This window comes from Clostridia bacterium (genome assembly GCA_035628995.1).
In the GTDB taxonomy this organism is placed as follows: Bacteria; Bacillota; Clostridia; order Lutisporales; family Lutisporaceae; genus BRH-c25.
In genome coordinates, this window is the sequence record DASPIR010000010.1 from 164,527 (window position 1) to 189,174 (window position 24,648).

Sequence of the window (24,648 nt, forward strand, 5' to 3'; positions counted from 1 at the left end):
CTTTCCTCAATCTTCCCTGTCTTTTTTCATCTTTATATAAGGTCTGTACAACTCTGGGAATATAGTACCCGTCATCAAGCCTTTCATTGGCTCATAAACCTTCTGAAGCACCTGGTAAGGCACATACGCTTCTGCTAATTTGAATTCAGGCCCCATTACAGGTATTTTATAGTGTGGAGCTACAAGCATTTCAGGTTTGTACTCATGGTCATAGGTATAGCTTTTGGTCATTATTAACCCTCCTTTATACGTTTTCCCTTCTATATTATTCATCTGCCTGCCAATGTGTTACATGCCATATAGGGCTAATGCAAAAAATATAATCTACCCCTCAGTTCACACCGAAGGGTAGATTATATTCATTGCCCTATCGCCCTTTTTTAATATTATATACTCTCAGCTTATAATCTGAAGGATACTTGAGCATAGTCCTGTAAAGAGAGCGGTTGTTTGAGTCTATATCATGGGATGCCAGCACAATATCTCTTACATTATATTCAGGATCTCTGTTATATCCGGTTATAGCCAGAGTGTGATAAGGTACACCGCTGGAATAGCAGAATTGTACGATATCACCCAAAAATACTTCCCTGGATATATTATTCATGTTTTGTATCGCTTCTGTATAGCTGTATATTCTATGTACTTCAGCCCTATTTATCCAATGGGCCTTGAACACCGCCGCTACCTTCCAGGAGAAGGTTATTCGCTTCTCACTGTCTTTACTGGTGGCACCAGGCTTACAATACCAGTTGACACTCTTCTTGTGGTTTGCCGGGTTTCTGTCATCTGCCCAAGGCATTCCTCCGGCATACAGCACTTGCGAAACGAAGTTTGTACAATCTCCGCCTCCTTGATGGAAGGATGGATAAGCGGGATTATAACTTTTCCAGTATTTATCAATATAGTCCTTTGCTTTTGACCTATCATAGAAGCTATTTGCCGCTCTTTCACCCCTGCTTTCAAAGTCCGGTCTATCAAAGTCGACCTCTTCCAACTCACAGAGGAAAATAACAACATCCTCCAGGATTTCATCCACCAGTGGATTTTCTTCCCGCAAGAGCTGTTCCAGCATCTCGGCAGCAAGTCTTTCATTCCTTGAACTGGCATCATCTATCCCCAGCTTTGCTGTGAGAAACCTTTTTATCCTTTCCTTCCTGTCTATGCTTTGTATGAATACCTCGTCGTGTATCCCCCTGTCAGCATCCTCAACATTTGCACTGCCTTCAAACATAGAAATCCCTCCACAACAAAATGCCCATAAATTATTATATTCCCATTGATGGAAAATAATAACTCATGAGCATCTCTTACGCCTCCCAAAATACCGTCACCCAAAAGCTTACAGGTTCTCCTTACACTCCTTTTTCCCGTTTAACAACCTGTGATATTCAACTAAATGCTCATCCAAGAGCCCGCTTATTCTAATTATTTCACTATCTTGCAGATTTCCTTTCTTTTTAATGAGATCATTCAATATTATTCGCAATTCCTCTATCTTTTCCTTCTGCTCCATTAATTTCTTCATCTCTTGCACCTTTCAATTTAGTATAAATAGTAGTATTATTTTAAAAACTAACAATCAGTATTATACCATCAAAATTACATTGTACAAATATGTATTTGTTATCATTTAATATATTTTTTCATCTCCAAATAAAAGCTGGAAGCATCAAATGATGCCTCCAGCTTATCAACCTAAAGTCTTAAAGTCCATAAAATCGGTGCTAGTTATCAATTCTCCGTTAATATATTTTACAGTAATCTGAAATAGTTCTGCTTTGCCCAGCATTTGCACACATTCTACCAATTCATCCACTTTAGATATTATGCAGTGCTTCAAATCACTCTTATCTACAGAATACTTTTCCAATACTGCTCCTCCTTGTTTTATTGCTTCAACCCTACTGCACTTCACCTCCTATATAAATCGCAGAAATAATTCACAAAGTAATAAATGAGTTTCTGCGAGAATGAATCAAGGCAATATAATCACACAAAGCTTCCTTTTGTGCGTTATATTTGGATGTGGAATAGTACAATTATGTTAATTTGTTTTCGCAATATTAATCTATGAAAATATATGCTAATTTTATTACAGAAAATGAAAATTATCCTTACTTATTGCAAAAACCCACATATAAAAAAAAGGCAGGAAACTTCCTGCCTCTCTTTAACAATTTAGCTATACCTTAAATTTTGACATGGCCTCCATGAGGTTTTTAGCGCTGTCTTTGGTATTACTGCCCTGCGCCAGCACTTCATTAGAGCGTTCAACTATAACAATCGTCTTCTGTGCTATGCTCTGTGTTCCCTCTGCCGCTTCACTGTTGGAAGCTGTTATTTCATTTATAGCGGTGACCATGCTCTCCATCGACGCTGACAATTCTCCCGCAGTTGCACTGAAATCATTAACAAGGGATGAAATAAATTCAGCATCCTTCTTGTATTCCCCTGTGGCATCGAGCATAGTATTATAATCCTTATTCACATCTGTAACCATAAAGTTCAGAAGATTGTTGGAGCTATCTGACAGATTGTCCACCGACTGGACTACAGTATTTGTAATTTCCTGTATTTGCACTGCGGTCTTGTTGGAAGTTTCCGCAAGCTTCCTTATCTCATCAGCAACTACCGCAAAGCCTCTCCCTGCCTCTCCTGCTCTAGCCGCTTCAATTGCAGCATTTAAGGCAAGCAAGTTGGTCTGGTTTGTAATCTGTAATATTGCATCTGCTAGAACATTTATCTGCTCTACAGCTTTTGCATCTGCCAATGCTTTTTCCAGCTTATCCTTCACCTCGTGAAGAACCTTCATTGCGCTTTGCTGTGATGTTGCAAAGCTTTCACTGAGTATTTTGGCTTTATTGCTTATTTCTCCTGCCGCCACAACACCGCCCTGGGCTTTTGCCGCTATTGATTCAACAGCCCTGTCAATCTCAGCAGAGGTAGCGTTCATTTCCTCCGCAGAGGCAGCCATCTCTTCCATTCCTGCGGACATTTCCTCGGTAGTGGCAGACACATCCTCAATCTGCTCCCCAAGGCTCGATATATTACCAATGGCTTTGTCTATAACTTCGTTAACATTCGATGCCTCAGCTTTAACGCTATTAACGGCATCCTTAATAGAATTCTGCATCGTATCAATGGATTTTGCCAGAACTCCGAACTCATCTTTTCTATTAATAAACTTCTTGGGTAATTCCCTCGTAAAGTCTCCAGAGGAAACGATATTTAGATGTTCAACTGCCGACTTTACTGGTTTTGCTATAGTTCCGGATATTATGAAAGCAAAAACAAGACTGAGCAGTACAAACACAATTGACATTGTGGCTATTGAAACCTGCAAGCCGTTCAATTGCTTCAATACCTCGCTCTTGGGTGCTTCCACCCCTATGGACCATTTAGTGTTTTTTATAGGTGCATATCCGATGTACTTAGCTAACCCTCCATCTTCATATTCACCGATGGAGGCTTCCCCCTTAATCATCTTTTCCTCTATGTTGGCAAGAGACTGGAGCGTGGTATCCTTCTTAAGCTGTTCAAAGATGTTGTATTTGTCAGAGACCAATTGCTTGTTGATATTAGCTATGGTTGTACCATGCTCATCAATTATAAATGACTTTCCGGACTCTCCAACGGTTATATCCTTTGTAAAATCGCAGAGCTCAAATCCATCTTTTGCAGCAACAAGAACTCCGACAACTTCGCCAATATAAAATATCGGTACCGAATAAACAATCTGTATAGCATTAATGTCTTTATCGATAAACGGTTCAGTTGCAACATTTTCGCCGTTCATTGACCGCTTGAAATAATCACTGTCGCTTACGTTTCTAGAGCTGCCATTTGTTGGGTAGAGTACTCCATCCTTTGATACAATACCCATCCACCTATGGAGGCCCTTTGCTGATTCTTCATACAATATTTTAAGTTTATCATCCATTTGGACATTTATATCCACTATTTCATACCTGGACGCAACCGATTTCAGTGCTGAAAGGTTTCCATTTATCCTGCTTTCCAGAACCTTTGCAGACTGCTCTGCCACTATGGGCAATGTTTCCTTGACCTGATTAGTAAGGGCGTTCGAAGAATAATAGTATGATGTTACTGCAAATCCTATACATACAAACAATAGCAGCAAACCCATTAGAGTGATCATTTTGGTTTTTATACTGTTAACTATTGAAATGTGTACTCTATTATGAGCTATTTTGCTTTTCTGCTGCTTTTTTTTGAAAAAATTAAACCTCATAAATTGTATTCCCCCTCTAATTTTGATTGACTAGGATAACATTCTCAATACATCCTTTCATCTTTTCATCGGGTTTGCCTTTATAATGTTTTACAATAAAAAACTTATATAGCTTTAAAAGATACAATTATTTTTATTATATACAGTCTATGCTATAAATGTCAAGATTCGACATTTAATTGACAATTTAACTTATATGTATGATTAAACAGCAAGATATTATAGCCGTAAAGCAAAGAAAAATCGTGACTCCTTGTCACGATTTTTCTTTTTATTCCGACACCAATCTTTTCTCTCCTGCTAATTCCTGTATCGGCTTTATATTCTGTGTCACTTCCATGGTGCCCATGTATACTCCGTTTTCATCCCTTATTGCAAAATATCTGATGTATACAAAAAGAGTGCCCATCTTTATCCAAAAATCCTCATGATCTTTTCTACCTGCTTTAAAGTCCTCCACCAGCTTTTCAACTATATGAACACTTGCCGGTGGGTGGCAGTTGTGCACCTGCCTTCCGATAATAGCCTTGGTCCTGGGGAATATTCTTTCCTTGCCTTGGGAGAAGTATTTGACCGCACCGTCCTTATCTACAAAAGTAATGTCCAGTGGAAGGTTGTTGAACATCAAGTTAATTTCCTTTGCCGTCAGCAGCCCTGTTTCAAATTTCAAATTACCATCAGTCACACTTTGTCCTGTCTGGTTCTGTTTTTCTACAAGGTTAGTCCTGGCAGGCTTCCATTTGCCCTGTGGCCCTACAAGGCAATAGCCTATTTCATCGCTTTCGTCCTCAATCACCAGCCACTCATCCTCTGACAAGGTATCCATAACCATTGGAAAAAGGATATTCTCTTCCTTAAATATCATTTCAATCACTCTATTCGCTGCCTCTTCAGCGTCCTTAGCAATCTGCTCCTTATCCCCATTATAGCTTTGAAGCATTGCTTTTACTCCCTTTATAGCAGCTCTTATCTCATCATCCACACCCCACATCACCTTTGGAGGAGCTGTAATACCATACTTCTCCATATAGGGGAACAGAAGATTTTCTTTCCTGCTGTAGTGCTTATCTATATCCAGAAGTAAATTGATAATCTCCAGGGTTTTAAATATATTCTCCTTGCTGTCTGTTGTTTTGAACTCCTCTAAAGTGGGCTTCAGTCTTTCGTTTATGAGCTTTTCCAGCTCCCTATTTTCCAGCTTGAAGGTATGCACCGGATGCCCCGGTGTTTCCTCCGGTCTTTGCACCTTATGAATATCCTCAATTGAACCTTTAAAAACCGCTGCATGAACATCACAAAGGTTTTGTATTTCTTCCACAGGCATACCGTCCATAATCAAGGCCTGCTCCATTTCTGATATCTCTGAGGCGGATACCCCCCTAATAAGCTCTTCAAACCTTGATTTTACATCTTCAACAGTTTTACCTGCATGCAGCTCCATAATAAGCTCTTTCAATATCTTTTGCCTGTACTCTCGGTTGTTTATGATTTCACTCATTCTATATCACTCCTTAATCTTTTACAGTATATCCTTTACTCTCAAACACCTGCTTTATTTTTTCCAAGCTTATGCTTTTCATTGCTGCTCCTTTTGGAATAGTCATAAAACGTCCAGCGGTATTCAGCATGCCCTCATTGGCTATGCTCTCAAAACCTAATTCCTTCATGATGTTCACTATTTCCGGGTTCTCTCGTGAAAGCTCATACACTGTCTTCTTTAAATCAATTTCCTTTGACATACCAACAGCTCCTTACCCTAAATCAGATTCCAAACCATGCCCTGCCGCCAGATAGCCTCCTTTCAATTGTCCAATATGGCTATTCTTTGCATTTTTAACATGATTTATTAGATTTGCCCTCTCTATGCTTAAGTATTGATATTGATGTATTTTCCAGTAATTTCATATTAGCATATTATATTTCTCATATATGTGATTTAAATCATATTAAATGGTAGAATTTATCACTTTCAGAACATTGTTCAATAAAAAAAACTCGTCGTTTCGACGAGCTCTTTATTGCATTAATCTTCACAAGCAGCATAAACCTTATTTCTGCCTTCTTCTTTCGCTTTATACATTGCACTATCTGCCTGCCTTGTAAGCTTGTCAATGCTTTCCCCTTCTCGTGGAATGCACGAAGCCACCCCAAAGCTCCCAGTTATTTTTATTGGTTCCTTGAGATACAATAGATTTATATCCAGGTCAAAGACAGCTTTTCTCATATGTTCTGCTATTCTTTTCCCCTGTTCCAGCCCTGTATTCGGCAAGCAGACAGTAAATTCTTCACCCCCCTGGCGGCCTATATAATCATAAGGTCGACAGACATCAGACAAACATTTTGTAACCTTTTGCAGTGCAAGATCACCAACAGGATGGCCATGCACATCATTGATATCTTTGAAAAAGAAAAAGCTCGCCGTTTCCGACGAGTTCCGCTTCTAAGTTTTCCTTGAGTCTCTATAAAGCTTGACCCGAGGTGCTTTTATATTTCCATATGGCAAACTTTATCGCTGTGTAAGTAACCACAGGAGGTAAAGCGTCCTTTATCGGCTTTAGCTTTTCAGCACCATAGGTTTCGATTGCCTGCATAATTTCTGATTCCATATCCTTTGGAATGAAGCATTCATATTCAAGGGACAAGCCCTTTTCTAAACAATCAATCAGATGCCCTTCGATTGTCACCTGTGATAATCCTCGTTCCTCGCAAATTTCCCTTAGTGATTTACCGCTGGTATACATCTCATAAGTAACAAGCCGAGAGTCCTTTTTCGGTTCGTTTGCAGAGCGGCCTTTTTCCCTTTCTGCCGGCTTAATCTCTGGTACTATAATATTTTTCTCACCGATATACTCATTTATTAATTTTATAAACCGTTCTCCATACTTTTCAAGCTTGAACTTTCCTACACCAGATACATCAAGCATTGCTTCCCCGGTTGTCGGCAGCTTGGCACACATATCATTCAGGGTTGCATCTGAGAATACCACAAAGGGCGGCACACCCTGCTTATCAGCTATTTCCTTTCTTAGCTGGCGCAATATTTCATATAACTCTTTATCTATATTGAACCCTGATTTTTGTGCTTTGGGCTGCTCTTTTGCTATTAAGCGCTTTATATGCAGCTGGTCGCTATCCGTTAGCAGGCTGTTAGCTTTTGCATTCAAGGCAAGCACTGGGTATTTCTCGCCTTTTATATCTATAAAGCCCTCCGAAATCAAATATGCGATAATTTCTTTGATTGTCTCCTTTGAATAATCCTTCATAATACCATAGGTTGTCAGCTTATCGAAACCCATGGTTTTTAACTTTCCAGAATTCGAGCCTTTCAATACATCAGTAACCACACCGCTTCCGAACCTCTCGCCAGTTCTTTTGATGCAAGAGAGTATTTTCTGTGCCTCCAGAGTTATATTTGTCTGTTCAGTATTGCATACACAATTTCCGCAGTTATCGCATTCTGACTGTATATCCTGCTCCCCGAAATAGTTTAATATGTATCCCCTTAAGCAGCTATCTGTGTTGCAGTAATCAACCATTTCCTGCAACTTTTTATAGTCACTGGCCTTATCTGTATTCTCCCCACTATTTTCAATAAGAAATTTATTCATAACTGTATCCGCTGCACTATATAGCAGAATACACTCGGCTTTTTCTCCATCCCGGCCTGATCTGCCTGCCTCTTGATAATAGTTTTCCATGGTCTTTGGCATATTATAGTGGACAACATATCGGATATTGGACTTATCAATACCCATTCCAAAGGCATTTGTCGCTACAATAACCTGTGCCCGGTCATAAATGAATTCCTCTTGGTTTGCTGTTCTCTCACTGTCGTTAAGTCCTGCATGGTATCGAGTTGCCCTGATACCCTTTTTATTAAGCTTTTCCCATACACTCTCGACGGTCTTCCTGGTTGAGCAATAAACAATACCTGAACTGCCGGTGTTTTTCTTAACATAATCTATGAGGAATCCGAATTTATCACTAGGCTTGTCCACCTCAAAATACAGGTTTTCTCTATCAAATCCCGTTACTAAAACATAAGGCTTTTTAAGCACTAATAGTTTTTCAATATCATTTTTAACTTGTGGGGTCGCAGTAGCTGTAAACGCGGCTACAGTTGGGCGTTTGGGCAGCTTTGCTATCATATCGGCTATCTTCGTATAGCTTGGTCTAAAGTCATGCCCCCACTCAGAGACGCAGTGTGCTTCATCCACAGCTACAAGAGATATGCTCATCCCCGAAATAAGCTCCCAGAAGCTCTCGGTATCCAACCTTTCAGGAGCGATATAAATCATTTTATACTCTCCGGCTCTCGCACCTGCAACCACACTCCGATATTCCTGCGTACTTAGTGAGCTATTGATAAATGCTGCCTTAATACCCATTTCATTCAAAGTATCCACTTGATCCTTCATGAGGGAAATGAGAGGTGAAATGACAATTGTTGTTCCCTCAAGTGCAAGTGCAGGTATTTGAAAGCATAGAGACTTGCCTGCTCCGGTAGGCATAATGCCCAGCACATCATGACCGCTCAATATTTTATCAATTATCGACTTTTGCCCTGGCTTGAATGTGGAATATCCGAAGTATTCCTGCAATATTTGAAGCGTTTTATCCTGCATAGTACCTTCTCCCATTGTCTTATTTAATTATTCTGCAAACATATGTTCTTAATATATTCTACTACGTTTTCCTAAAACTGTAAACAAACAAAAACTCGCCATTTCTGGTGAGTTAAAAAATTTTTTTTATTTACATACTCGCTTCTATAGTGCCATATATACAAGTTGTATCATCTCTCTTCTTAAACCTTAGATAACGCGTACAGTCATGATCATATTCTTCAATTTCGTAAAGCTCCTTACCAATAGTTGATAATCCTCGTTCCAGGACATTTTCTATGAATTCAAAGCTGTTTTCAACTCTGTTGAAAAGGTCTAGATATCTGGAAAAGCCGTCACTCATCATTAAAAAGTGCAGAGGCTGAAGAATCTCCAGTTCCCCTTGCTGCCCATAATCCAAGGCATTCTGTTCAAAGCTTAGTATGTAATAGCCGCCTTCTTCATTTCTATGTGACCTCTTTGCAAGGATTTCTAAAGTATGTGCTTTTCTAGCTTCTTCGAAGCTTATGTTTTGAGATATGCGTGTGTGGTCTATTTTCTTTAGAATAAACTTTTCAAATTCACCTAATGTGTCCTGTGTTAGATGTATAGCCTCTTGTCCATTCTTTATAATCAATGTGGAATCCCCTAATAAGTAATATTCAAGTTGGCTGCTTTTTTGTCTGATAATTATTAGGCTGCTGGAAGGGTATTGATTTTTCTCTATTACTTGATAGTTCGTCGCAGTCCTATAAGCTTCATAGGTTTTAATTACCGTTTCTTTAAGGATTTCTTTTAGTCCTTTTGAATCATCAAGGTTTTGAACTAATACCTCACTGAATTTATCGACAAACCATTTGGAATCAGATAATTCTCCTGTCTTAGAATCCGACAGACATGTAACCCCATCCATTAACCAAATGTAGTTTTTAAAGCAACCTATCCTATCTTCGTTGACATTACTATTCCCCTTAATTGAATATGTCTCTTTAATTATCATTTTAATACTATTCACCACCATTTAGATCAGTTACCATTATGGAATTTACTGATCTGACAACACCAGCACATGAACTATATGAATAAGCGATATCATTTAATTCAAACAACTCCTTTTGAGTTGTATAAGCCAGGAAAGATGATGCCCCGCCATCTATGTTCATAAGGTATTCAACATCACCAAACAATATTTTGGATATTTCAATTAAATCAAAATAATCCGCCCCTGCACTTCTCTTGTTCCTTCCAGAACAGACCAGCGTGAAAAACTTATTGTCCTTAGTCAATCCTATTGCTGTCCTTGGGTGCTTTTCTATTTTGTGTATTTCTGATTCCTGAGTCTGCATCGATAGCTGTGTCAGCCAACCCTCGCAGGTCAATTCATCCCTAAGCTTTTTCTCTGTGTCAAATTCCATGCCGTCATAAATCAGGAACATACCCCCGCCATAACACCATTCATATTCATCATAGTCATATAAGTATAAATCAAAATGAGTCTGCCCGATATCAAAATAACCATCTGAATCACAGCTCATATCAGGAAATAATAAATCCCATCTTTCCAAACTGAGTGAAATAACAACGCCAATGCTGGGTAATATGACATCTCCTTTTCTAATACATGTGATGGAATCATCTACACATATTATGTTTACTCTGTTTTCCCCGACTTTTTTGCGATAATGGTTGTACTCTTTATGGCCATTCTCCATGACAAATGGTGTGTATAGTGTGACATCCCCGTTTGTATCGCTGTTAATGTCACATTCCTGCCATTTTATTTCAACATTATTTACAATTACTTTACCTGATTTTAAAGTCTTTCTGAAAAATTCGATTGCACCGTTTTTCTTCTTACCAATTGCTGCCTTGTTGTATAAAGGAAATGTCTCGTGCCTTCCATATATATTGCTTTCGAGCTTATAATCAATATGCCAGCCATACCTGTAGATTCTTTCCCTTTCCCTTGACTTTCTTAAGCTATTGTACATCTCTATGGTTTTAAGTGTTATAAAAAACATAAAATTAGATACCAGGCAATCTCCATATTCATGATTTTTAAAATATGCTCTTGGATTCATTGCGTTGTTCCATGTTTTAATTGATATATTTAAATCTTTTGAATTATCAAGTTTAACATAGTTCACCCTGATATCATTCCCAAACCTGTCTTTATAGACATAATCATCTATATCTAAATAGTCATGCTTTTTCTTGATGTACCTTTTTATTAATTGCTGTGGTATATCACGGAAATCTGATTTGCTGATCCCTGTCCATTCATACTCTAAATCCAGCACTTTATCGGAATTGGAACTAACAAAAATAGATGGGAACTCCCCCAATAATGTATCAAGGTCTCTTTGATATGCCTCCATGCCAATTTGATTATATATCCAATCTGACATTCTATAGTTAAATGCAGTTTTTTCCACCAGGCTGACATGCTTTATCATATCGTATCCCCTTGGGATATATATGAAATGTATCTCTTCTTCATCGATTGAATTGGTTAAGGCTCTGGTCATCAATTCACTGGAACGGCAATATACAAATGCTTCCACATTTAATTTCTTAAAGGATGCCAGGCACCACTCACCAAAACCGATTAAAATGTCATTTGAACTCATTAATTGGATCTGGTCCATATCAAATCCATAGTAATAATAATCATCAACTATAAGATTCAACTCGTCTATTGGAATGTCTTCTGACCTAACCTTCAAATAACACTCCAGATCATTTTTTGTAACCATAGAATGAATACATCTTTCCTCTTTTACTATGATATAAATATTATCTGAATACTCCTTGATTTTTTTATATAGCTCAATCATCGCCCCCACATAAGTATAATCATCAATTATGAAGTATATGTTTTTAGTCTTATCATAGAGACTATCTAAAATATCACTCTGATCAATTCCTGTTATAGCAAGATGGTCGACCTCTCTTTTATAATAATTCGCTTTCATATCATCAATATATTGGCGGCAACCATTATCTAATAAGTTTCTTCTATAATTTATAACATCGGAATATATTTCTTCATCAGTTTTATCAGTCATATCCGGCAGTTTTTTAAAAAACCTTGTTAACTCTCCAATATATTCATCATAGATATTTTGTTCAATCAAACCCCTGCTCTTTAGCGTATCTAAAAAACCGTCTTTTACAAAACGGTTCTCAGTTGTCATATCTGCAATTATTTCTCTATATTGATATTGCTTTATCTTGGAATAACCTTCGAATTTTCCTCTGCTAAAGCTTCCCTTGATAAAATCATTATTCGCTATAAAACACATGGCTTACCCCTCATTACAATCATTTAATTAGATATAAACTCTTTAAACTTAGATTCTATATTCTCAAGTTCATATTCATCTATCGATTCTACAAATATTCTAATCATTGGCTCGGTCCCCGAAAATCTGCAAGTTAACCAACTGTTCTTAAAATATATTTTTAATCCATCGCTGTAATCTGTTTTCTCAATTTCATAATCAAAGCCAGGCAAAGCTTTTTGTTTGAATATCAGGTCTTCAAGTAGCACTTTCATTGATTTGTCTAAGCTGATATTATTTTCTCTAAAGAAATGTTTGCCATACTTGTTCTCAAGATTCTTAATAAGCTCCGAGACAGGTTTGTCAATTATTGATATCATTTCTAAAAATAGTGCCGTTGCGAATATTGCATCTTTACCCCTTATATGTCCTGCAATTGTCAGACCTCCGCTGCTCTCTCCACCTATAACGCAACCATGCTGTTCCATACCATTGCTTATATGCTTAAACCCCACCGGCACTTCGTAAGCAATTTGTCCGTATGAAGCTGCGATTTTATCCAGCAGGTGAGTCGTGGACATGTTTCTTACAACCGGACCCACCATCCCTTTATACTCTAACAAGTAATAATAAAGTAATGATAGAATCATATTAGGATGTATAAATTCGCCGTTTTCATCAAATACAGCGAGTCGGTCTCCATCACCGTCAGAACCGATACCCAAGTCATAGTCACCACTCAGAACGTGATATTTCAATCTCCCTAAACTCTCCAATGTCGGAGATGGTACTCTTTTACCAAAAAGTGTGTCGTGCCAATCATGAATGAGTTTACACTCACATCTAACTATGTATAAAATTGTCTGAAGATATTTTGCAGATACACCGTGCATAGGGTCTACAACAACCTTCAAATTTTTTCGCTTTATTGCATCCACATCAATACAATTTAATATGCCATCAATATACCGATTTTCGGGATTAATATATTCAATAAGACCTTTGTCCTTAGCCTCTTCACAGCTGATAGATTTTATCGCACCTATACTTGTCATTCTAGCCTCTAATTTATCTGTAAATTCTATTGATGCATCTCTTCCACCCTTTAGTATAATTTTAACTCCATTATATAAAGCAGCATTGTGGCTTGCCGTTACAGCTATTCCAAAATCCACACCCATTTCTCTGACAGTGAACATTGTCATAGGTGTCGGGCAAACGCTGTTTATAAAATATACTTTTATCTCATTTGCTGTTAATACCTGACTAATCCATGTAGCAGCTTCTCTGGATAAAAATCTTCTATCGTAGCTTATTACTATTTCTTTTCCATGCTCATGATCGTTTATTTCGTCTGCTAAGGATTGTGCCAAGAGTTCAATATTGGATTTGATAAATTCGTCTCCAATTATTGCTCTCCAACCACCAGTGCCGAATTTAATCATAGGTCTCATCCTTCCACTTCAAGAAGAAATTATTGACTACATAATGAGCGCATCTGCCTGTGATATTATAGTCACTCAACACTCCTATCCCCTTGAATGAACTCCACTTGTTGAGATTTTGATTGATATTTTCCTCAAGCATGCTGGTCAGCCCATCACCGAAGTATTGGACTAGCTTGCCTGTAAATATTACTTTATCCAGGTCCAATATAGCTATGATATTAGTCAATGGCTCAGAAATATATCCTGCTATTTCTTTAATAATGCTCCTGGCCTTTGAATCACCAGCTTTGTAAAGTCTCGCTAACTCCTCAATCGTCATACCAGTCTTTTCTTCAATAGCCGTTATAGATGCTTCGGTTGTTAAGCAGCCCTTTTGACCACATTTACATGTCCTAGGACCGTCAATAGAATATAATCTGACGTGGCCGAATTCCCCAGCGGCATTATTAGTGCTCCTCAGTAAATTTCCATTTAGGACCAGTGCTGCACCGATACCTCCACCGAGTTTTATTAGCATGTAATTATTTGTTTGTTCTCTTCCGTAATCTGTTTCAGCCAGAATATTAACGTCATTTTTTATCTGAACTGGAATATCCAAATACTCCAGTTCAGATAAAACATTGATTCCATCCAATCCTAAATTCTTAGATTTTATTACTACTCCATTCTTGTCATCAACTATTCCTTCTATACTAATTGCTATGCCCAGGATTCTCAAATTTTCAGCACTCTTACTAATCTTATCAATTACTTCTTTCAAAACATCTATTACATTTCTGTTCATATCTCTCATAATGTTCAATTTACTTATTTCATTACCTGCAGCATCATATAAGCCTGCATTAATTGATTCTACAGAAATTTCAACCCCTATGGAGCATAGCTGTTGATACCTGATAGACAGAGCCATGGGGTTCCGACCCAGTGCTTTGTTTTCTAAAGTAATCTCCTCAACCATGCCTTCATTTATTAGCTCTTTGACCAGATTTGTAATCGTTTGATTTGACATGTTTGTCATTTCAGCAATCTGAGCTCTGTAAATATTTTTTTCAGAATAAATTATTTCTAAAATTCTTCTCCTGTTGTTGATTTTCATTAAGTCTGGACTAGTAATTTTATTCATATCTACCTCTTATTTGAATATATCGTTTGCTTTATCAGCGATATTTTTCATGCCTTCGTCAACTGTCATCTCTTTATATGCAATTTTCTGTATTACTTCAGAAATAACGGATGAAAGTTTAGGATACTCTTCAATTGGTGGTCGAGCTACACCATAGGTCAAGACTTTAGCTGCTTCAATCATATGCGGGTTTTCTTTTCCGAACTCTGTATACCTGGTGCTCTCCCTAGCAGACTTTGCCACAGGCAGATAACCGGTTCTTATTGCCCACTCTGCATGATTCTCACCGGTTGTCATCCACTTCATGAACTTCAGGGTTTCCTGCTGCACTTTTTCATCACTCTTGAATATGAAGTAGTGGTTGGATCCGAGACCGCTAGCCAATTGATCCTTACCAGGAAGCATAGCTACGCCGACATTCATTTTCTGTTTGGTTATGTAGGTGTTTGCTGCGCCTTGTGTACCGATTGCCATTGCAACTTGTTTGTCAATAAACGGATCCTGTCCTACAGCAATAGGTGCATATCCGTCTTTTATCATTTTTGTATAGAAGTCCAGCGCTTCCAACCCTTTTTCATTATTAAAACCTATATTATTGCCTTCTTTATTCAATATACTCTGCCCGTTTTGCCACAAGAAACATTCCCAAGTCCATGCTGTTCTCTCATTTGGTGCAATGGGCAGCCAAACCCCGAATCTTTTCCCGTCTGACAGCTTCTTGGAGGTGTTGTATAACTCATCCCATGTAGTTGGGGGATTCTCTATCCCTGCTTCCTTGAACATATCTTTATTGTATATAAGTAAAAGTGTCCCTGCTTCAATCGGAACGGAGTAGATTTTATTCTTGTACATGCCTGCTTCCATGAGCCCCTTAGGAATGTCGTTCTTCCAAGCATCATCCATGATTGCTCCAACCTCAACCAGCTTTCCTGAGCTCTCCAAAACTCCTGTCCAGGTTGGGTAACCCCATAAAAGGTTGGGCTCTTGATTGGAAAGTACTGCAGATTGAACCTTTTGCAGCATTTCGTCGCCATTAGCAACAAATTTGGGATTGATTTTTACATTTGGATTTTCACTTTGATATTTCTCAATCATTTCAAGCAGCACTTCATTTTTATCCGCGGCATAGCCATGCCAGAACTCGACAACCACCGGCTCAGCTGCTTCAACAGCTGTCTTTTCCTGAGGTGCATTAGCCACGGTCGCCTCTTTAGCGCATCCGGCTAATGATAGTGATAATATTAGTACTAATACTAACATTAAGGCAATTGGTTTTTTTCCTTTCACGATGAATCCCCCTTTAAATTTATTGTTCTTTTCCCCCAGAAAAGGCTATACTCTCTATAACTTTTTTCTGGAATATTATAAACACGATAATTACCGGCACCAATGTCAGCGCAGTTCCTGCCATTAATGCACCCCAGTCTGTTTCTATCGCATTTATTTCCCTAAAGTAAGCCAGTCCTAACTGCAAGGTATATAATTCTTCCTTACTGACAATCAGTAGGGGCCAGAAGTACTGATTCCAGGCATAAATGAAGATTAATATAAAAGACGTAGCGAGAATTGGTCTTGAAATCGGTAGGATGATTTTGGTAATAACCTGAAAAGTAGTACATCCATCGATTATTGCAGCTTCTTCGATTTCTTTCGGTATCTGCATGAAGAATTGTTTTAACAAAAATACAATCAGTGCACTCCAAGCAAATGGAATTATTAGTCCAGCCAATTTATTCAACAGACTCAACTTTTCTAAAGTTAATATCATTGGTATCATAATCGTCTGAGCCGGCAGCATTAATCCGGACAGCAGAAGTATAAAGAGTATATTCTTACCCCTGAATTCCATTCTTGCAAAAGCATACGCTGCCATTACAGATGTTATCAATTGTCCAAAAATTATAAATGCTGTTACAATTAAACTATTGATGAAAAATCTTATAAAAGGAAAACTCGTTACAGCCTTTTTATAGTTATTGAGATTTATCTCACTTGGTATCCATTTTATCGGGATTGTGAATATTTCATTTGAAGGCTTAAAGGACGTAGACAGCATCCATAAAAATGGCAATATCATCATGCTTGCCAATCCGTATAAAATGACATATTTTGATACCTTCTTAATATCTTTCATACTATTTCTCCTCAACAAATTTCTTTTGGACTATTGTAATCAACACAGTCAATATAAACAGAACAAAGGCAATAGCAGATGCATATCCCATTTCATATTCAACAAATCCCACTTTATATAAGTAGGTTACCAACATTTCTGTTCTGCCTATCGGCCCGCCATTTGTTGTGACTTTGACAATATCAAATATCTGAAACAACGAGTATATGCTGCTTGATACCATAACGAAAAATATTGTAGGTTTCAGTAAAGGCAGTGTCACTCTAAAGAATTTCTGTACACTGTTGGCACCATCAATCTCAGCAGCCTCATAAAGCGTCCTGGGAATGGTCAGTAATCCCGCAATAAATATAACCATATTGTAGCCGATGCTTTTCCAGACACCTATTACAACAAGCGCTGCCATAGCTAAATCCGGATCTGCCAACCAAGTTTTCACTTCAATTCCAAATACAGATAATATTGAATTCAACAACCCATATCTATCCGGGAGAAATATCCATGCCCATACCACACCGACAGCTACTAGTGACACGATGTGCGGCAGGAAGTAGATTCCCTTCAATATCTGAAACCCCTTCAAGCTTTCGTTCATTAAGTAGCTAAGCACAAGCGAAATGCTTACAGATAGGGGAACGGTAAAAGCTAAATATATAAAGGTGTTTTTTAATGCGTTAATAAACTTCTCATCACCAAATAATCTTATATAATTGCTGAAGCCTACAAAGGTTTTATCTACTGAAAAACCATTCCACTCGAACATAGTGAGTATGAATGAATAGAATAATGGTATTAAGAAGAATATAGCAAACAGAATAAAAGTCGGAGCTATAAGCAAGTATGGAGTATATACCCGTTTGTTCAAGACTACACTCCCCCCCAATTAATCAAATCGTTTTATTAATTCGATTGTAAGCTTTTCCATCTTCTGTGTCAATATATTTTTCAAGTCATTTGATTAATATAAGAATTAAAGTTTTTACTCATTGACCCCTAAGCTAAACTAATAAAAAACAAACAAAAAAACTCGCCGCAAGCGACGAGTTCATTTTATACTATTATTGCTTAAGTGTATAATTCAAGCCCCATGTGTTGCCATAGCAATCGATCACTACTGCATGGTAAGCACCCCAGAAGGTTTTCTGCAGCTCATATTTCACAGTTCCATTTTTGCTTAATGCCGCATATATTCTGTTGATTTCTTCTTCGCTGTCAAGCTCTAATAATAGGTTCGCATTACCTGATGTTCTATCGCCGCTGAGAATATCTAAAAGATACAGCACGCAATCAGTATTAATGTGAAGCTCCGAATGGATTACCTTACCTTCAAAGCCTTTAAACATTTCTTTTCCGTCAGCCATCTGCACATTCTTTATTTCTCCGCCAAATACTTCTTTATAATATTCAAGCGCCGCTTTACAATCCATAACAAAAATCTCTGGTACAATTCTTTTCATTTGCTTTATCTCCTTTTTTTATATGTATTATAGTATTTAGCTGTCTTTCCCTTTAGCTTCCACGAAGCTTTTTAATGCAGACAGCTTGTTGTCCCAAAACCTCTCATAATATGAAAGCCACCTTTTCAGCTCCTGAAGGGGTTCCGGTTGAAGCATGTATCGTGTCTCTCTTCCAATCTTTCTTTCACTTACAAGACCTGCATCCTTCAGAATATGCAAATGCTTTGAAACAGCTGTACGGCTCATAGGAAAATGTTCACTTATTTCCATAACCGGCAGCTCTCTCCCAGCAAGCAGACTCAGCAGCTCCCTGCGGGTAGGATCTGCTATTGCTTGAAATACATCATGTTTAGGATAGGTATCCATCATTTTTATCACCCATCTTTTTACGTAAAATAAGCAATACGCAACCAATCGGTTTCTCAACGCAATTATATAACACCTTTTGGTTCCATGTCAAGTATTGTTTCATATTTCTCTTCAGTTTGTGATAAACTTATAGAAAAATACATTGATAAAATACTACAGATAGGCGGTGTTAATAATGAGCGGAAACATGGATATTCAGGAAGCAATGCTGGAGAAGAGGATATGGGCTGTGATAGGAGCTAATAACGATCCTGATAAATTCGGCAATATTATTTATAGGAGATTAAAATCCGAGGGTTATATAGTATACCCCGTAAACCCGATGTATGACAATGTAGAAGGCGATCAATGCTATCCGAATCTAGCATCATTACCTCAGAAACCTGAGGTTTTGGATATGGTTGTGTCACCTAAAAGGGGCAAGGCTTTTATTGAGGAAGCCGCCAAACTGGGAATAGAAAACATATGGCTGCAGCCAGGCACCTTTGATTTAGAGCTTTTAGCGTTAATAAAGGAAAAACAGCTGGTAGGCTTGCAGGCTTGCGTATTGGTTGAATTGGGATAGTAAAACAAAAACTGCCCCAAGGGGCAGTTAGTATTAAAACTACATATTTCAAACAATTTTAGTAGTGCTGCAATGATCTTTACGCATTTAAAAAACTATTAGCGTTCTTCCCTGAAATAGGCAATGCTTAATCCCTTCGGTCCCGCTTTTTCCTTTGACTTCTTCATGGAAACCACCACAAGTACAGTAATTGTTACCAGGTATGGCAGCATGTCTATGAAATACTGGGACACATTGATACCCATGCCTTGTATTCTAAAACCAATGATGTCCAACCCACCGAACAGAAAAGCACCAAATAAAGCTTTATACGGATTCCATGTGGCGAAAATAACCAATGCAACGGCTATCCAGCCTCTTCCTGCCGTAACGCCTTCCTGCAAGGCCGGTACATATACCAGGGACAGATACGCTCCTCCCAGACCGCAGAGCGCTCCACCCAATAAAGTATGCAAGTACTTATATAAAGCAACGTTTATGCCCGCAGCATCCGCTGCTCCCGGATTCTCACCGACAGCCCTCAGGTTCATTCCCCAGCTGGTTTTATAAAGATATATCCCCAACAGTATAGCTGTTAAATAACCCAGGTAAACAAAAGCGTCCTGTCTGAACAGTACCGGACCTATGATTGGAATATTTCCGAGCAATGGCACGGTAAATGGCTTGAAAAATAATCTCAAGGCTTCAGGTGCTATCTGTCCTATAAGGTCCTGGCCGACAAAATCTGCAAAACCTGAGCCGAATATTGTCAGTGTCAAACCTGATACTACCTGATTTGCTCTTAAGGTAATGGTTAAAAAAGCAAAAATAAGTGCACCGCATGCGCCAGCAATCATCGCTGCTAATAAAGCCAATGCTGCATTTTCGGTCGACATCCCGACCATAAATCCCATAACAGCACCCATCAGCATCATGCCTTCCACCCCAAGGTTCAGATTACCCGAACGCTCTGTTATGATTTCGCCGAGTGTTGCAAACAAAAGGGGTGTGCCTGCAATAACAGCCGCATGGAGAAAGGAAATAAGCGCGTCCATAATCAACCGACCTCCTTTCCCACAGTGACTTGATGTCTTTTTACCAATACAAACTTATATCGTACAAAAAACTCACTGCCCAATACGAAGAATAAAATGATTCCTTGCAGAATTTCTGCCGCTGCCTGAGGTATACCGAAAACGGTCTGTATATATGATCCACCCTCCAGAAGCGCTGCAAAAAGAACAGATACCACCAGAATAACCGGTGCACTCAAGGCGGCCAGCCAAGCGGTAATAATTGCTGTATATCCGACGCCGCCGGTAATTTCCACTGACAGTGTATTATTTACAGCAGAAGCCTGAATCATCCCAACCAGTCCACAAAGGCCGCCGCTCAGCATTATCGCTATTAATATTGTCTTTTTAATATTAATACCTGCATAACGTGCTGTATTAATACTTTCACCGATAACAGCGATTTCATATCCCTTTTTTGTGTGGTTGATAAAGATATGGATGAGAACTACCAATACAAGCGCAATCACCCAACCAATATGTACGCCAAACAACTCCGGCAGTATGGCATTTTCAGTAAAATTGGCTATTTTGGGGAATCCAAGGGACTTTGGATCCCTCCAGGGTCCGTATTGTAAATATGTAACCCACTTGATTCCAATATAATTCATCATTAAGGTAACAATAGTTTCATTGGTTCCCCACTGTGCCTTAAAAAAAGCCGGTATAAGTGCCCAGAGCCCGCCGACCAACATTCCGGCAAGTATCATTAAAAGCAGCACAATAGGTCTGGACATGTCGCCCATTTCCAAGGCTATAAAGGTTGCAGCAAATGCACCCATTGCAATCTGCCCTTCTCCCCCTATATTCCAGAACTGCATGCGGAATGCTATCCCGATGCCCAAGGAAGTAATGACCAGCGGAATCGCTTTTACAATGGTTTCTTTTACTCTATAGGCTGTTCCAAAAGCACCCTGCACCATTTTTATATAAACATCTATAGGATTCAGACTCAGAAGCAGGATAAAAAGTGAAGAGGCAATAAGAGCCAGAATAATAGCGCTTATTCTAATGGCAGCAGCTTTTATTCTGCTAGGTTCACTTTTCTTAATTGCACGTATTGTCATTGGCATTATCATCCTTGCTCGTTTCCTCCTCTTTCATTAAATTTACGGAACCTGTCATCATCAGGCCGATTTTTTCCTTTGTTATTTTCCTTGCATCAACTATGCCGGTTATCTCTCCGGCACATAAGACCATGATCCTGTCGCATAGCTCCAGTAAAACGTCCAGGTCTTCCCCGATATACAAAACCGCGACACCCTTTTGTTTTTCCTCATTTAAAAGATCATAAATCGTATGACATGAATTCACATCAAGGCCTCTTACAGGGTATGCGGTTATCAAAACCTGAGGTTTTGAATCCAGCTCCCTTCCCAATAATACTTTTTGAATATTGCCGCCTGACAGCATGCGCACCGGATGCTTAATTCCGGGAGTTTGAATGTCAAGCCGTTTGATAATCTCCAGGGACTTTTGTTCTGCTGGTTTTCTGTTTATAAAGATACCCTTCTGTCTTTGATACATCTTAAGCACTATATTATTAACTATATCCATTGAGGCTACCAGTCCCATCCCCAATCTGTCTTCGGGAATAAAGCTCAGGCTGACCCCCTTTGTGATAATATCTAAAGGAGACTTCCCAACCAGGTTTTCTCCTTCAAAAAGAATCTTTCCCTGCTTCACCGGATATAAACCTGCAATAGCTTCACATAACTCCTTCTGTCCACTGCCGGCAACTCCGGCAATACCCAGTATTTCTCCTGAATATATATCGAAATTCATTTCTTTAAGTACTTTAACACCTTCCGCATTTATAGCACTTAAATCTCTAACTTCCATCGCTGCTTTACTTTTTTCCGTCTCAACCCTCTTAATGGATAGATCTGCTGGACATCCCATCATCAACTCTGTTAAAAGCTTGGGGTTAGTGGATACCTTGTCTACGGTCTTTACGGTCTCACCCTTGCGCAGGACAGTGATGCGATCTGCAACTTCCATAACCTCGTTCATTTTGTGTGTGATAAAAACTACCGCACAGCCTTCTTCCTTCATACGGTTCATGATTTTAAAAAGCTTTTCGGTTTCCTGAGGTGTCAATACTGCCGTCGGTTCATCCAATATCAATATCTCAGCACCTCTATAGAGCACCTTTAATATTTCCAGAGTCTGTTTTTCGCCCACCGACATGTTATAGACCTTTTTATCCGGATCGATATCCAGTCTGAACCGCACCGACATCTCTCTGATTTTTTCCGAAAGTGCCTTCTGATTTAAGAAGAAACTGTTCTTCTGACCAAGAATGATGTTTTCTTTAGCGGTTAGAACCTCTATCAGCTTGAAATGCTGATAAATCATACCTATCCCTGCTTTTATCGCATCCTTTGGCGCTGCAAACTTTACATCCTTGCCTTTTACAAAAATAGAACCGCTGTCGGGGGTATAGACCCCAGACAGCATGTTCATTAATGTACTCTTCCCTGCACCATTCTCACCCAGCAGAGCATGTATTTCACCCTTCCGGACGGCAAGGTTAATATCTTTGTTTGCAACTACTTTTCCGAAGGACTTATTAATATTCTTCATTGAAATATAGTTGTTTTCCATCTTTTTTACCTATCCCAATTATTTTATCTTGCCTTCAACACCTTGTACAAACCAATCAACGCTCATCATCTGTTCAAAAGTCATAGCAGAACCTTCTGGTATCTTCACAGCACCAGTTTGATCTTTTAATGGGCCTGCAAATACATTAAGTGAACCGTCAATTATAGCAGCCTTAGCTTTATCAACAGCTGCCTGTGAGCCTTCTGCTGCGTTTTCTGTAAGCGGTGCAAGGTCGATCATACCATCTTTCATATCACCGTAATAGTTTTCTTGCTTCCAGTTGCCATCCAATATTCTCTGTACTTCTGCTGCATAGTATTTACCCCAATGCCATACCGGTGCTGTCAGGTATGCTTTTGGCGCTGATGCTCTTGTGTCCAAATCATATCCAATTGCCCAAACACCTTTTTCTTCAGCAGCTTGCTGTGTTGCTGTTGTATCCTGATGCTGTGCCAATACGTCGCAGCCTGCATCCAATAAAGCCTTTGCTGCTTCTTTTTCTTTCGCCGGATCATACCAAGTATGTGTCCAATTCACCTTTACAGTAATATCTTTATTAACTGACTGAGCTCCCAGTGTATATGCATTGATGCCTCTTACAACCTCGGGAATCTCAAACGCTGCTACATAACCAAGCTTGTTGTTCTCGGTCCTCAAGCCTGCAACTATACCGGCAAGGTATCTGGCCTGTTCCATAGCGCCGAAATAATTGGTGAAATTCGGACCGCTCTTGTAGCCGGAAGCGTGATAAAATTTAATGTCTGGATGTGCTTTTGCAGCTTTTTCTACAAAGTCCATATGTCCGAAGGAGTTTGCGAATATGACGGTACAACCCTGATCGATCAAGTCATTCATTACTTTTTCGGCTTCGCTGGACTCAGGAACTCCTTCCTTGAACATCGTTACAATTTTATCTCCAAGCTGCTGTTCAAGATATAGTCTGCCTTCATCATGTGCCTGAGTATAGCCGCCATCATTGGCAGAGCCTATGTAGACAAAACCGACCTTAAGCGGTTCAGCCTTTGGTGCTTCTGTGGGCGCTGCTGCTGGTGCAGCTGCTGCCGGTTCTGTCTTTGGTGCACAACCTGTGAGCATGATCGCAAACACCATAACAAGTACTAAGAGTAAACTAATGGTTTTTTTCATACTGATTATTCCTCCCCAAATTTGATTATAGTAGTTCATTGCAAAATCATTATATTATTAAATAACACGATTTTGCGGGCGTATCTTGAAGGAATCCCCCTCATTTCTCGTAGGATATCGTACGTGCATCATACAAAACCATACTAAAAAGAGGAAATTTCCTTGCAATCTAACTATTCTTACAGCCTACTAATAATTCCATAATTGATATTAAATTGACTAATCAATCTAATATCAATTATAAATCCATACGATTTAATATCCGTCTATGCTTGTCCTAATTAAGAAAACTTTCTTTCAAGGCAAAAATAAAACTCCCAGAATTTATTCTCATCTGGGAGTTTATATGCAGGTTTGAATCTTTGTGCTCTATTATGGACTATTGATATGAAACATTCCTTCATGTGTCTTATGTATTCCGGAATATCCTTAGCCCGTAATTTAACACAAAAATGTCATAACATCTAATATATAAACAACCCGTAGTCCGGTAATTCAAGGTCACCTGGTAGAAACACTTAGACCACATTTCTAAGCATATACAAGCCGCTAGTTTCTTTCAGAAACTGTTTATTAGATTATTTTCTCCATATTCATTACTCAA

At 38.8% G+C, this 24,648-nt stretch carries 23 protein-coding genes and 1 riboswitch; of the genes, 1 reads left to right on the forward strand and 22 read right to left on the reverse strand.

Translation table 11 applies throughout. From position 1 onward, the window contains the following. Positions 1-6: 6 nt before the first annotated feature. The 18 genes from VEB00_03615 to VEB00_03700 form a co-directional block, all read right to left on the reverse strand. Positions 7-231: a spore coat associated protein CotJA gene (locus VEB00_03615; GenBank protein ID HYF82101.1), complete on the reverse strand. Its 225-nt coding sequence runs from the start codon at positions 229-231 to the stop codon at positions 7-9. A 136-nt stretch (positions 232-367) separates the two neighbouring features. Then, the gene (locus tag VEB00_03620; protein ID HYF82102.1) at positions 368-1,234 is read right to left on the reverse strand and encodes an amidase domain-containing protein; all 867 of its coding nucleotides are present in this window, start codon (positions 1,232-1,234) and stop codon (positions 368-370) included. A gap of 108 nt (positions 1,235-1,342) precedes the next feature. After that, positions 1,343-1,528, reverse strand: coding sequence for an aspartyl-phosphate phosphatase Spo0E family protein (locus VEB00_03625; GenBank protein HYF82103.1), 186 nt, complete (start codon positions 1,526-1,528; stop codon positions 1,343-1,345). 165 nt (positions 1,529-1,693) lie between these two features. After that, entirely contained in the window at positions 1,694-1,873 is a 180-nt protein-coding gene (locus VEB00_03630) for a hypothetical protein (GenBank protein ID HYF82104.1), read from the reverse strand. Positions 1,874-2,185: 312 nt separating this feature from the next. Further along, positions 2,186-4,255, reverse strand: coding sequence for a methyl-accepting chemotaxis protein (locus VEB00_03635; protein HYF82105.1), 2,070 nt, complete (start codon positions 4,253-4,255; stop codon positions 2,186-2,188). Positions 4,256-4,526: 271 nt separating this feature from the next. Continuing rightward, a complete protein-coding gene (locus VEB00_03640) occupies positions 4,527-5,753 on the reverse strand; it encodes a DUF438 domain-containing protein (protein HYF82106.1) in 1,227 nt (408 codons plus the stop codon). Between the two features lie 13 nt (positions 5,754-5,766). Then, positions 5,767-5,994, reverse strand: coding sequence for a DUF1858 domain-containing protein (locus VEB00_03645; GenBank protein HYF82107.1), 228 nt, complete (start codon positions 5,992-5,994; stop codon positions 5,767-5,769). A 284-nt stretch (positions 5,995-6,278) separates the two neighbouring features. After that, positions 6,279-6,650: a GGDEF domain-containing protein gene (locus tag VEB00_03650; GenBank protein ID HYF82108.1), complete on the reverse strand. Its 372-nt coding sequence runs from the start codon at positions 6,648-6,650 to the stop codon at positions 6,279-6,281. 64 nt (positions 6,651-6,714) lie between these two features. Further along, entirely contained in the window at positions 6,715-8,880 is a 2,166-nt protein-coding gene (recQ, locus tag VEB00_03655) for a DNA helicase RecQ (GenBank protein HYF82109.1), read from the reverse strand. A 130-nt stretch (positions 8,881-9,010) separates the two neighbouring features. Next, positions 9,011-9,859, reverse strand: coding sequence for a PP2C family serine/threonine-protein phosphatase (locus tag VEB00_03660; protein HYF82110.1), 849 nt, complete (start codon positions 9,857-9,859; stop codon positions 9,011-9,013). Positions 9,860-9,866: 7 nt separating this feature from the next. Next, positions 9,867-12,164, reverse strand: coding sequence for a phosphodiester glycosidase family protein (locus VEB00_03665; protein HYF82111.1), 2,298 nt, complete (start codon positions 12,162-12,164; stop codon positions 9,867-9,869). Between the two features lie 23 nt (positions 12,165-12,187). Then, positions 12,188-13,588 (reverse strand): phosphoglucomutase/phosphomannomutase family protein, encoded by a 1,401-nt coding sequence (locus tag VEB00_03670; GenBank protein ID HYF82112.1) that lies wholly within the window; start codon positions 13,586-13,588, stop codon positions 12,188-12,190. Beyond that, complete coding sequence (locus VEB00_03675; protein ID HYF82113.1) at positions 13,581-14,714, reverse strand: ROK family transcriptional regulator; 1,134 nt, start codon at positions 14,712-14,714, stop codon at positions 13,581-13,583. The genes VEB00_03670 and VEB00_03675 overlap by 8 nt, the downstream gene beginning before the upstream one ends. A gap of 9 nt (positions 14,715-14,723) precedes the next feature. Next, positions 14,724-16,001, reverse strand: a complete 1,278-nt coding sequence (locus VEB00_03680) for an ABC transporter substrate-binding protein (GenBank protein ID HYF82114.1) — start codon at positions 15,999-16,001, stop codon at positions 14,724-14,726. Between the two features lie 19 nt (positions 16,002-16,020). Then, positions 16,021-16,848: a carbohydrate ABC transporter permease gene (locus VEB00_03685; GenBank protein HYF82115.1), complete on the reverse strand. Its 828-nt coding sequence runs from the start codon at positions 16,846-16,848 to the stop codon at positions 16,021-16,023. A gap of 1 nt (position 16,849) precedes the next feature. Continuing rightward, a complete protein-coding gene (locus VEB00_03690) occupies positions 16,850-17,713 on the reverse strand; it encodes a sugar ABC transporter permease (GenBank protein HYF82116.1) in 864 nt (287 codons plus the stop codon). Positions 17,714-17,906: 193 nt separating this feature from the next. After that, the gene (locus VEB00_03695) at positions 17,907-18,305 is read right to left on the reverse strand and encodes a VOC family protein (protein ID HYF82117.1); all 399 of its coding nucleotides are present in this window, start codon (positions 18,303-18,305) and stop codon (positions 17,907-17,909) included. A 36-nt stretch (positions 18,306-18,341) separates the two neighbouring features. Then, a complete protein-coding gene (locus VEB00_03700) occupies positions 18,342-18,671 on the reverse strand; it encodes a metalloregulator ArsR/SmtB family transcription factor (GenBank protein HYF82118.1) in 330 nt (109 codons plus the stop codon). 190 nt (positions 18,672-18,861) lie between these two features. Between VEB00_03700 and VEB00_03705 the strand changes: the two genes are divergently transcribed. Further along, positions 18,862-19,239 carry a CoA-binding protein gene (locus VEB00_03705; protein ID HYF82119.1) on the forward strand — a complete coding sequence of 126 codons (378 nt, stop codon included), beginning with the start codon at positions 18,862-18,864 and terminating at the stop codon, positions 19,237-19,239. Between the two features lie 98 nt (positions 19,240-19,337). On the opposite strand, the gene VEB00_03710 is transcribed toward VEB00_03705, so the two are convergent. The 4 genes from VEB00_03710 to VEB00_03725 are packed head-to-tail and all read right to left on the reverse strand — an operon-like array spanning position 19,338 to position 24,044. Then, positions 19,338-20,273 (reverse strand): ABC transporter permease, encoded by a 936-nt coding sequence (locus tag VEB00_03710; GenBank protein HYF82120.1) that lies wholly within the window; start codon positions 20,271-20,273, stop codon positions 19,338-19,340. Positions 20,274-20,275: 2 nt separating this feature from the next. Then, a complete protein-coding gene (locus VEB00_03715; protein ID HYF82121.1) occupies positions 20,276-21,358 on the reverse strand; it encodes an ABC transporter permease in 1,083 nt (360 codons plus the stop codon). Beyond that, positions 21,339-22,898 (reverse strand): ABC transporter ATP-binding protein, encoded by a 1,560-nt coding sequence (locus VEB00_03720; protein HYF82122.1) that lies wholly within the window; start codon positions 22,896-22,898, stop codon positions 21,339-21,341. The genes VEB00_03715 and VEB00_03720 overlap by 20 nt, the downstream gene beginning before the upstream one ends. 18 nt (positions 22,899-22,916) lie before the next feature. Then, positions 22,917-24,044, reverse strand: a complete 1,128-nt coding sequence (locus VEB00_03725) for a BMP family ABC transporter substrate-binding protein (protein HYF82123.1) — start codon at positions 24,042-24,044, stop codon at positions 22,917-22,919. Positions 24,045-24,507: 463 nt separating this feature from the next. Beyond that, a riboswitch (purine riboswitch) is annotated at positions 24,508-24,609 on the reverse strand. Between the last annotated feature and the right edge of the window lie 39 nt (positions 24,610-24,648).

Coding starts and splice junctions, on each gene's coding strand:
- VEB00_03635 (HYF82105.1), bottom strand. CDS start 4,255: ATGAGGTTTAATTTTTTCAAAAAAAAGCAGCAGAAAAGCAAAATAGCT.
- VEB00_03670 (HYF82112.1), bottom strand. CDS start 13,588: ATGATTAAATTCGGCACTGGTGGTTGGAGAGCAATAATTGGAGACGAA.
- VEB00_03660 (HYF82110.1), bottom strand. CDS start 9,859: ATGATAATTAAAGAGACATATTCAATTAAGGGGAATAGTAATGTCAAC.
- VEB00_03695 (HYF82117.1), bottom strand. CDS start 18,305: ATGAAAAGAATTGTACCAGAGATTTTTGTTATGGATTGTAAAGCGGCG.
- VEB00_03720 (HYF82122.1), bottom strand. CDS start 22,898: ATGGAAAACAACTATATTTCAATGAAGAATATTAATAAGTCCTTCGGA.
- VEB00_03675 (HYF82113.1), bottom strand. CDS start 14,714: ATGAATAAAATTACTAGTCCAGACTTAATGAAAATCAACAACAGGAGA.
- VEB00_03700 (HYF82118.1), bottom strand. CDS start 18,671: ATGGATACCTATCCTAAACATGATGTATTTCAAGCAATAGCAGATCCT.
- VEB00_03615 (HYF82101.1), bottom strand. CDS start 231: ATGACCAAAAGCTATACCTATGACCATGAGTACAAACCTGAAATGCTT.
- VEB00_03710 (HYF82120.1), bottom strand. CDS start 20,273: ATGGACGCGCTTATTTCCTTTCTCCATGCGGCTGTTATTGCAGGCACA.
- VEB00_03705 (HYF82119.1), top strand. CDS start 18,862: ATGGATATTCAGGAAGCAATGCTGGAGAAGAGGATATGGGCTGTGATA.
- VEB00_03715 (HYF82121.1), bottom strand. CDS start 21,358: ATGACAATACGTGCAATTAAGAAAAGTGAACCTAGCAGAATAAAAGCT.
- recQ (HYF82109.1), bottom strand. CDS start 8,880: ATGCAGGATAAAACGCTTCAAATATTGCAGGAATACTTCGGATATTCC.
- VEB00_03685 (HYF82115.1), bottom strand. CDS start 16,848: ATGAAAGATATTAAGAAGGTATCAAAATATGTCATTTTATACGGATTG.
- VEB00_03640 (HYF82106.1), bottom strand. CDS start 5,753: ATGAGTGAAATCATAAACAACCGAGAGTACAGGCAAAAGATATTGAAA.
- VEB00_03665 (HYF82111.1), bottom strand. CDS start 12,164: ATGTGTTTTATAGCGAATAATGATTTTATCAAGGGAAGCTTTAGCAGA.
- VEB00_03725 (HYF82123.1), bottom strand. CDS start 24,044: ATGAAAAAAACCATTAGTTTACTCTTAGTACTTGTTATGGTGTTTGCG.
- VEB00_03625 (HYF82103.1), bottom strand. CDS start 1,528: ATGAAGAAATTAATGGAGCAGAAGGAAAAGATAGAGGAATTGCGAATA.
- VEB00_03620 (HYF82102.1), bottom strand. CDS start 1,234: ATGTTTGAAGGCAGTGCAAATGTTGAGGATGCTGACAGGGGGATACAC.
- VEB00_03645 (HYF82107.1), bottom strand. CDS start 5,994: ATGTCAAAGGAAATTGATTTAAAGAAGACAGTGTATGAGCTTTCACGA.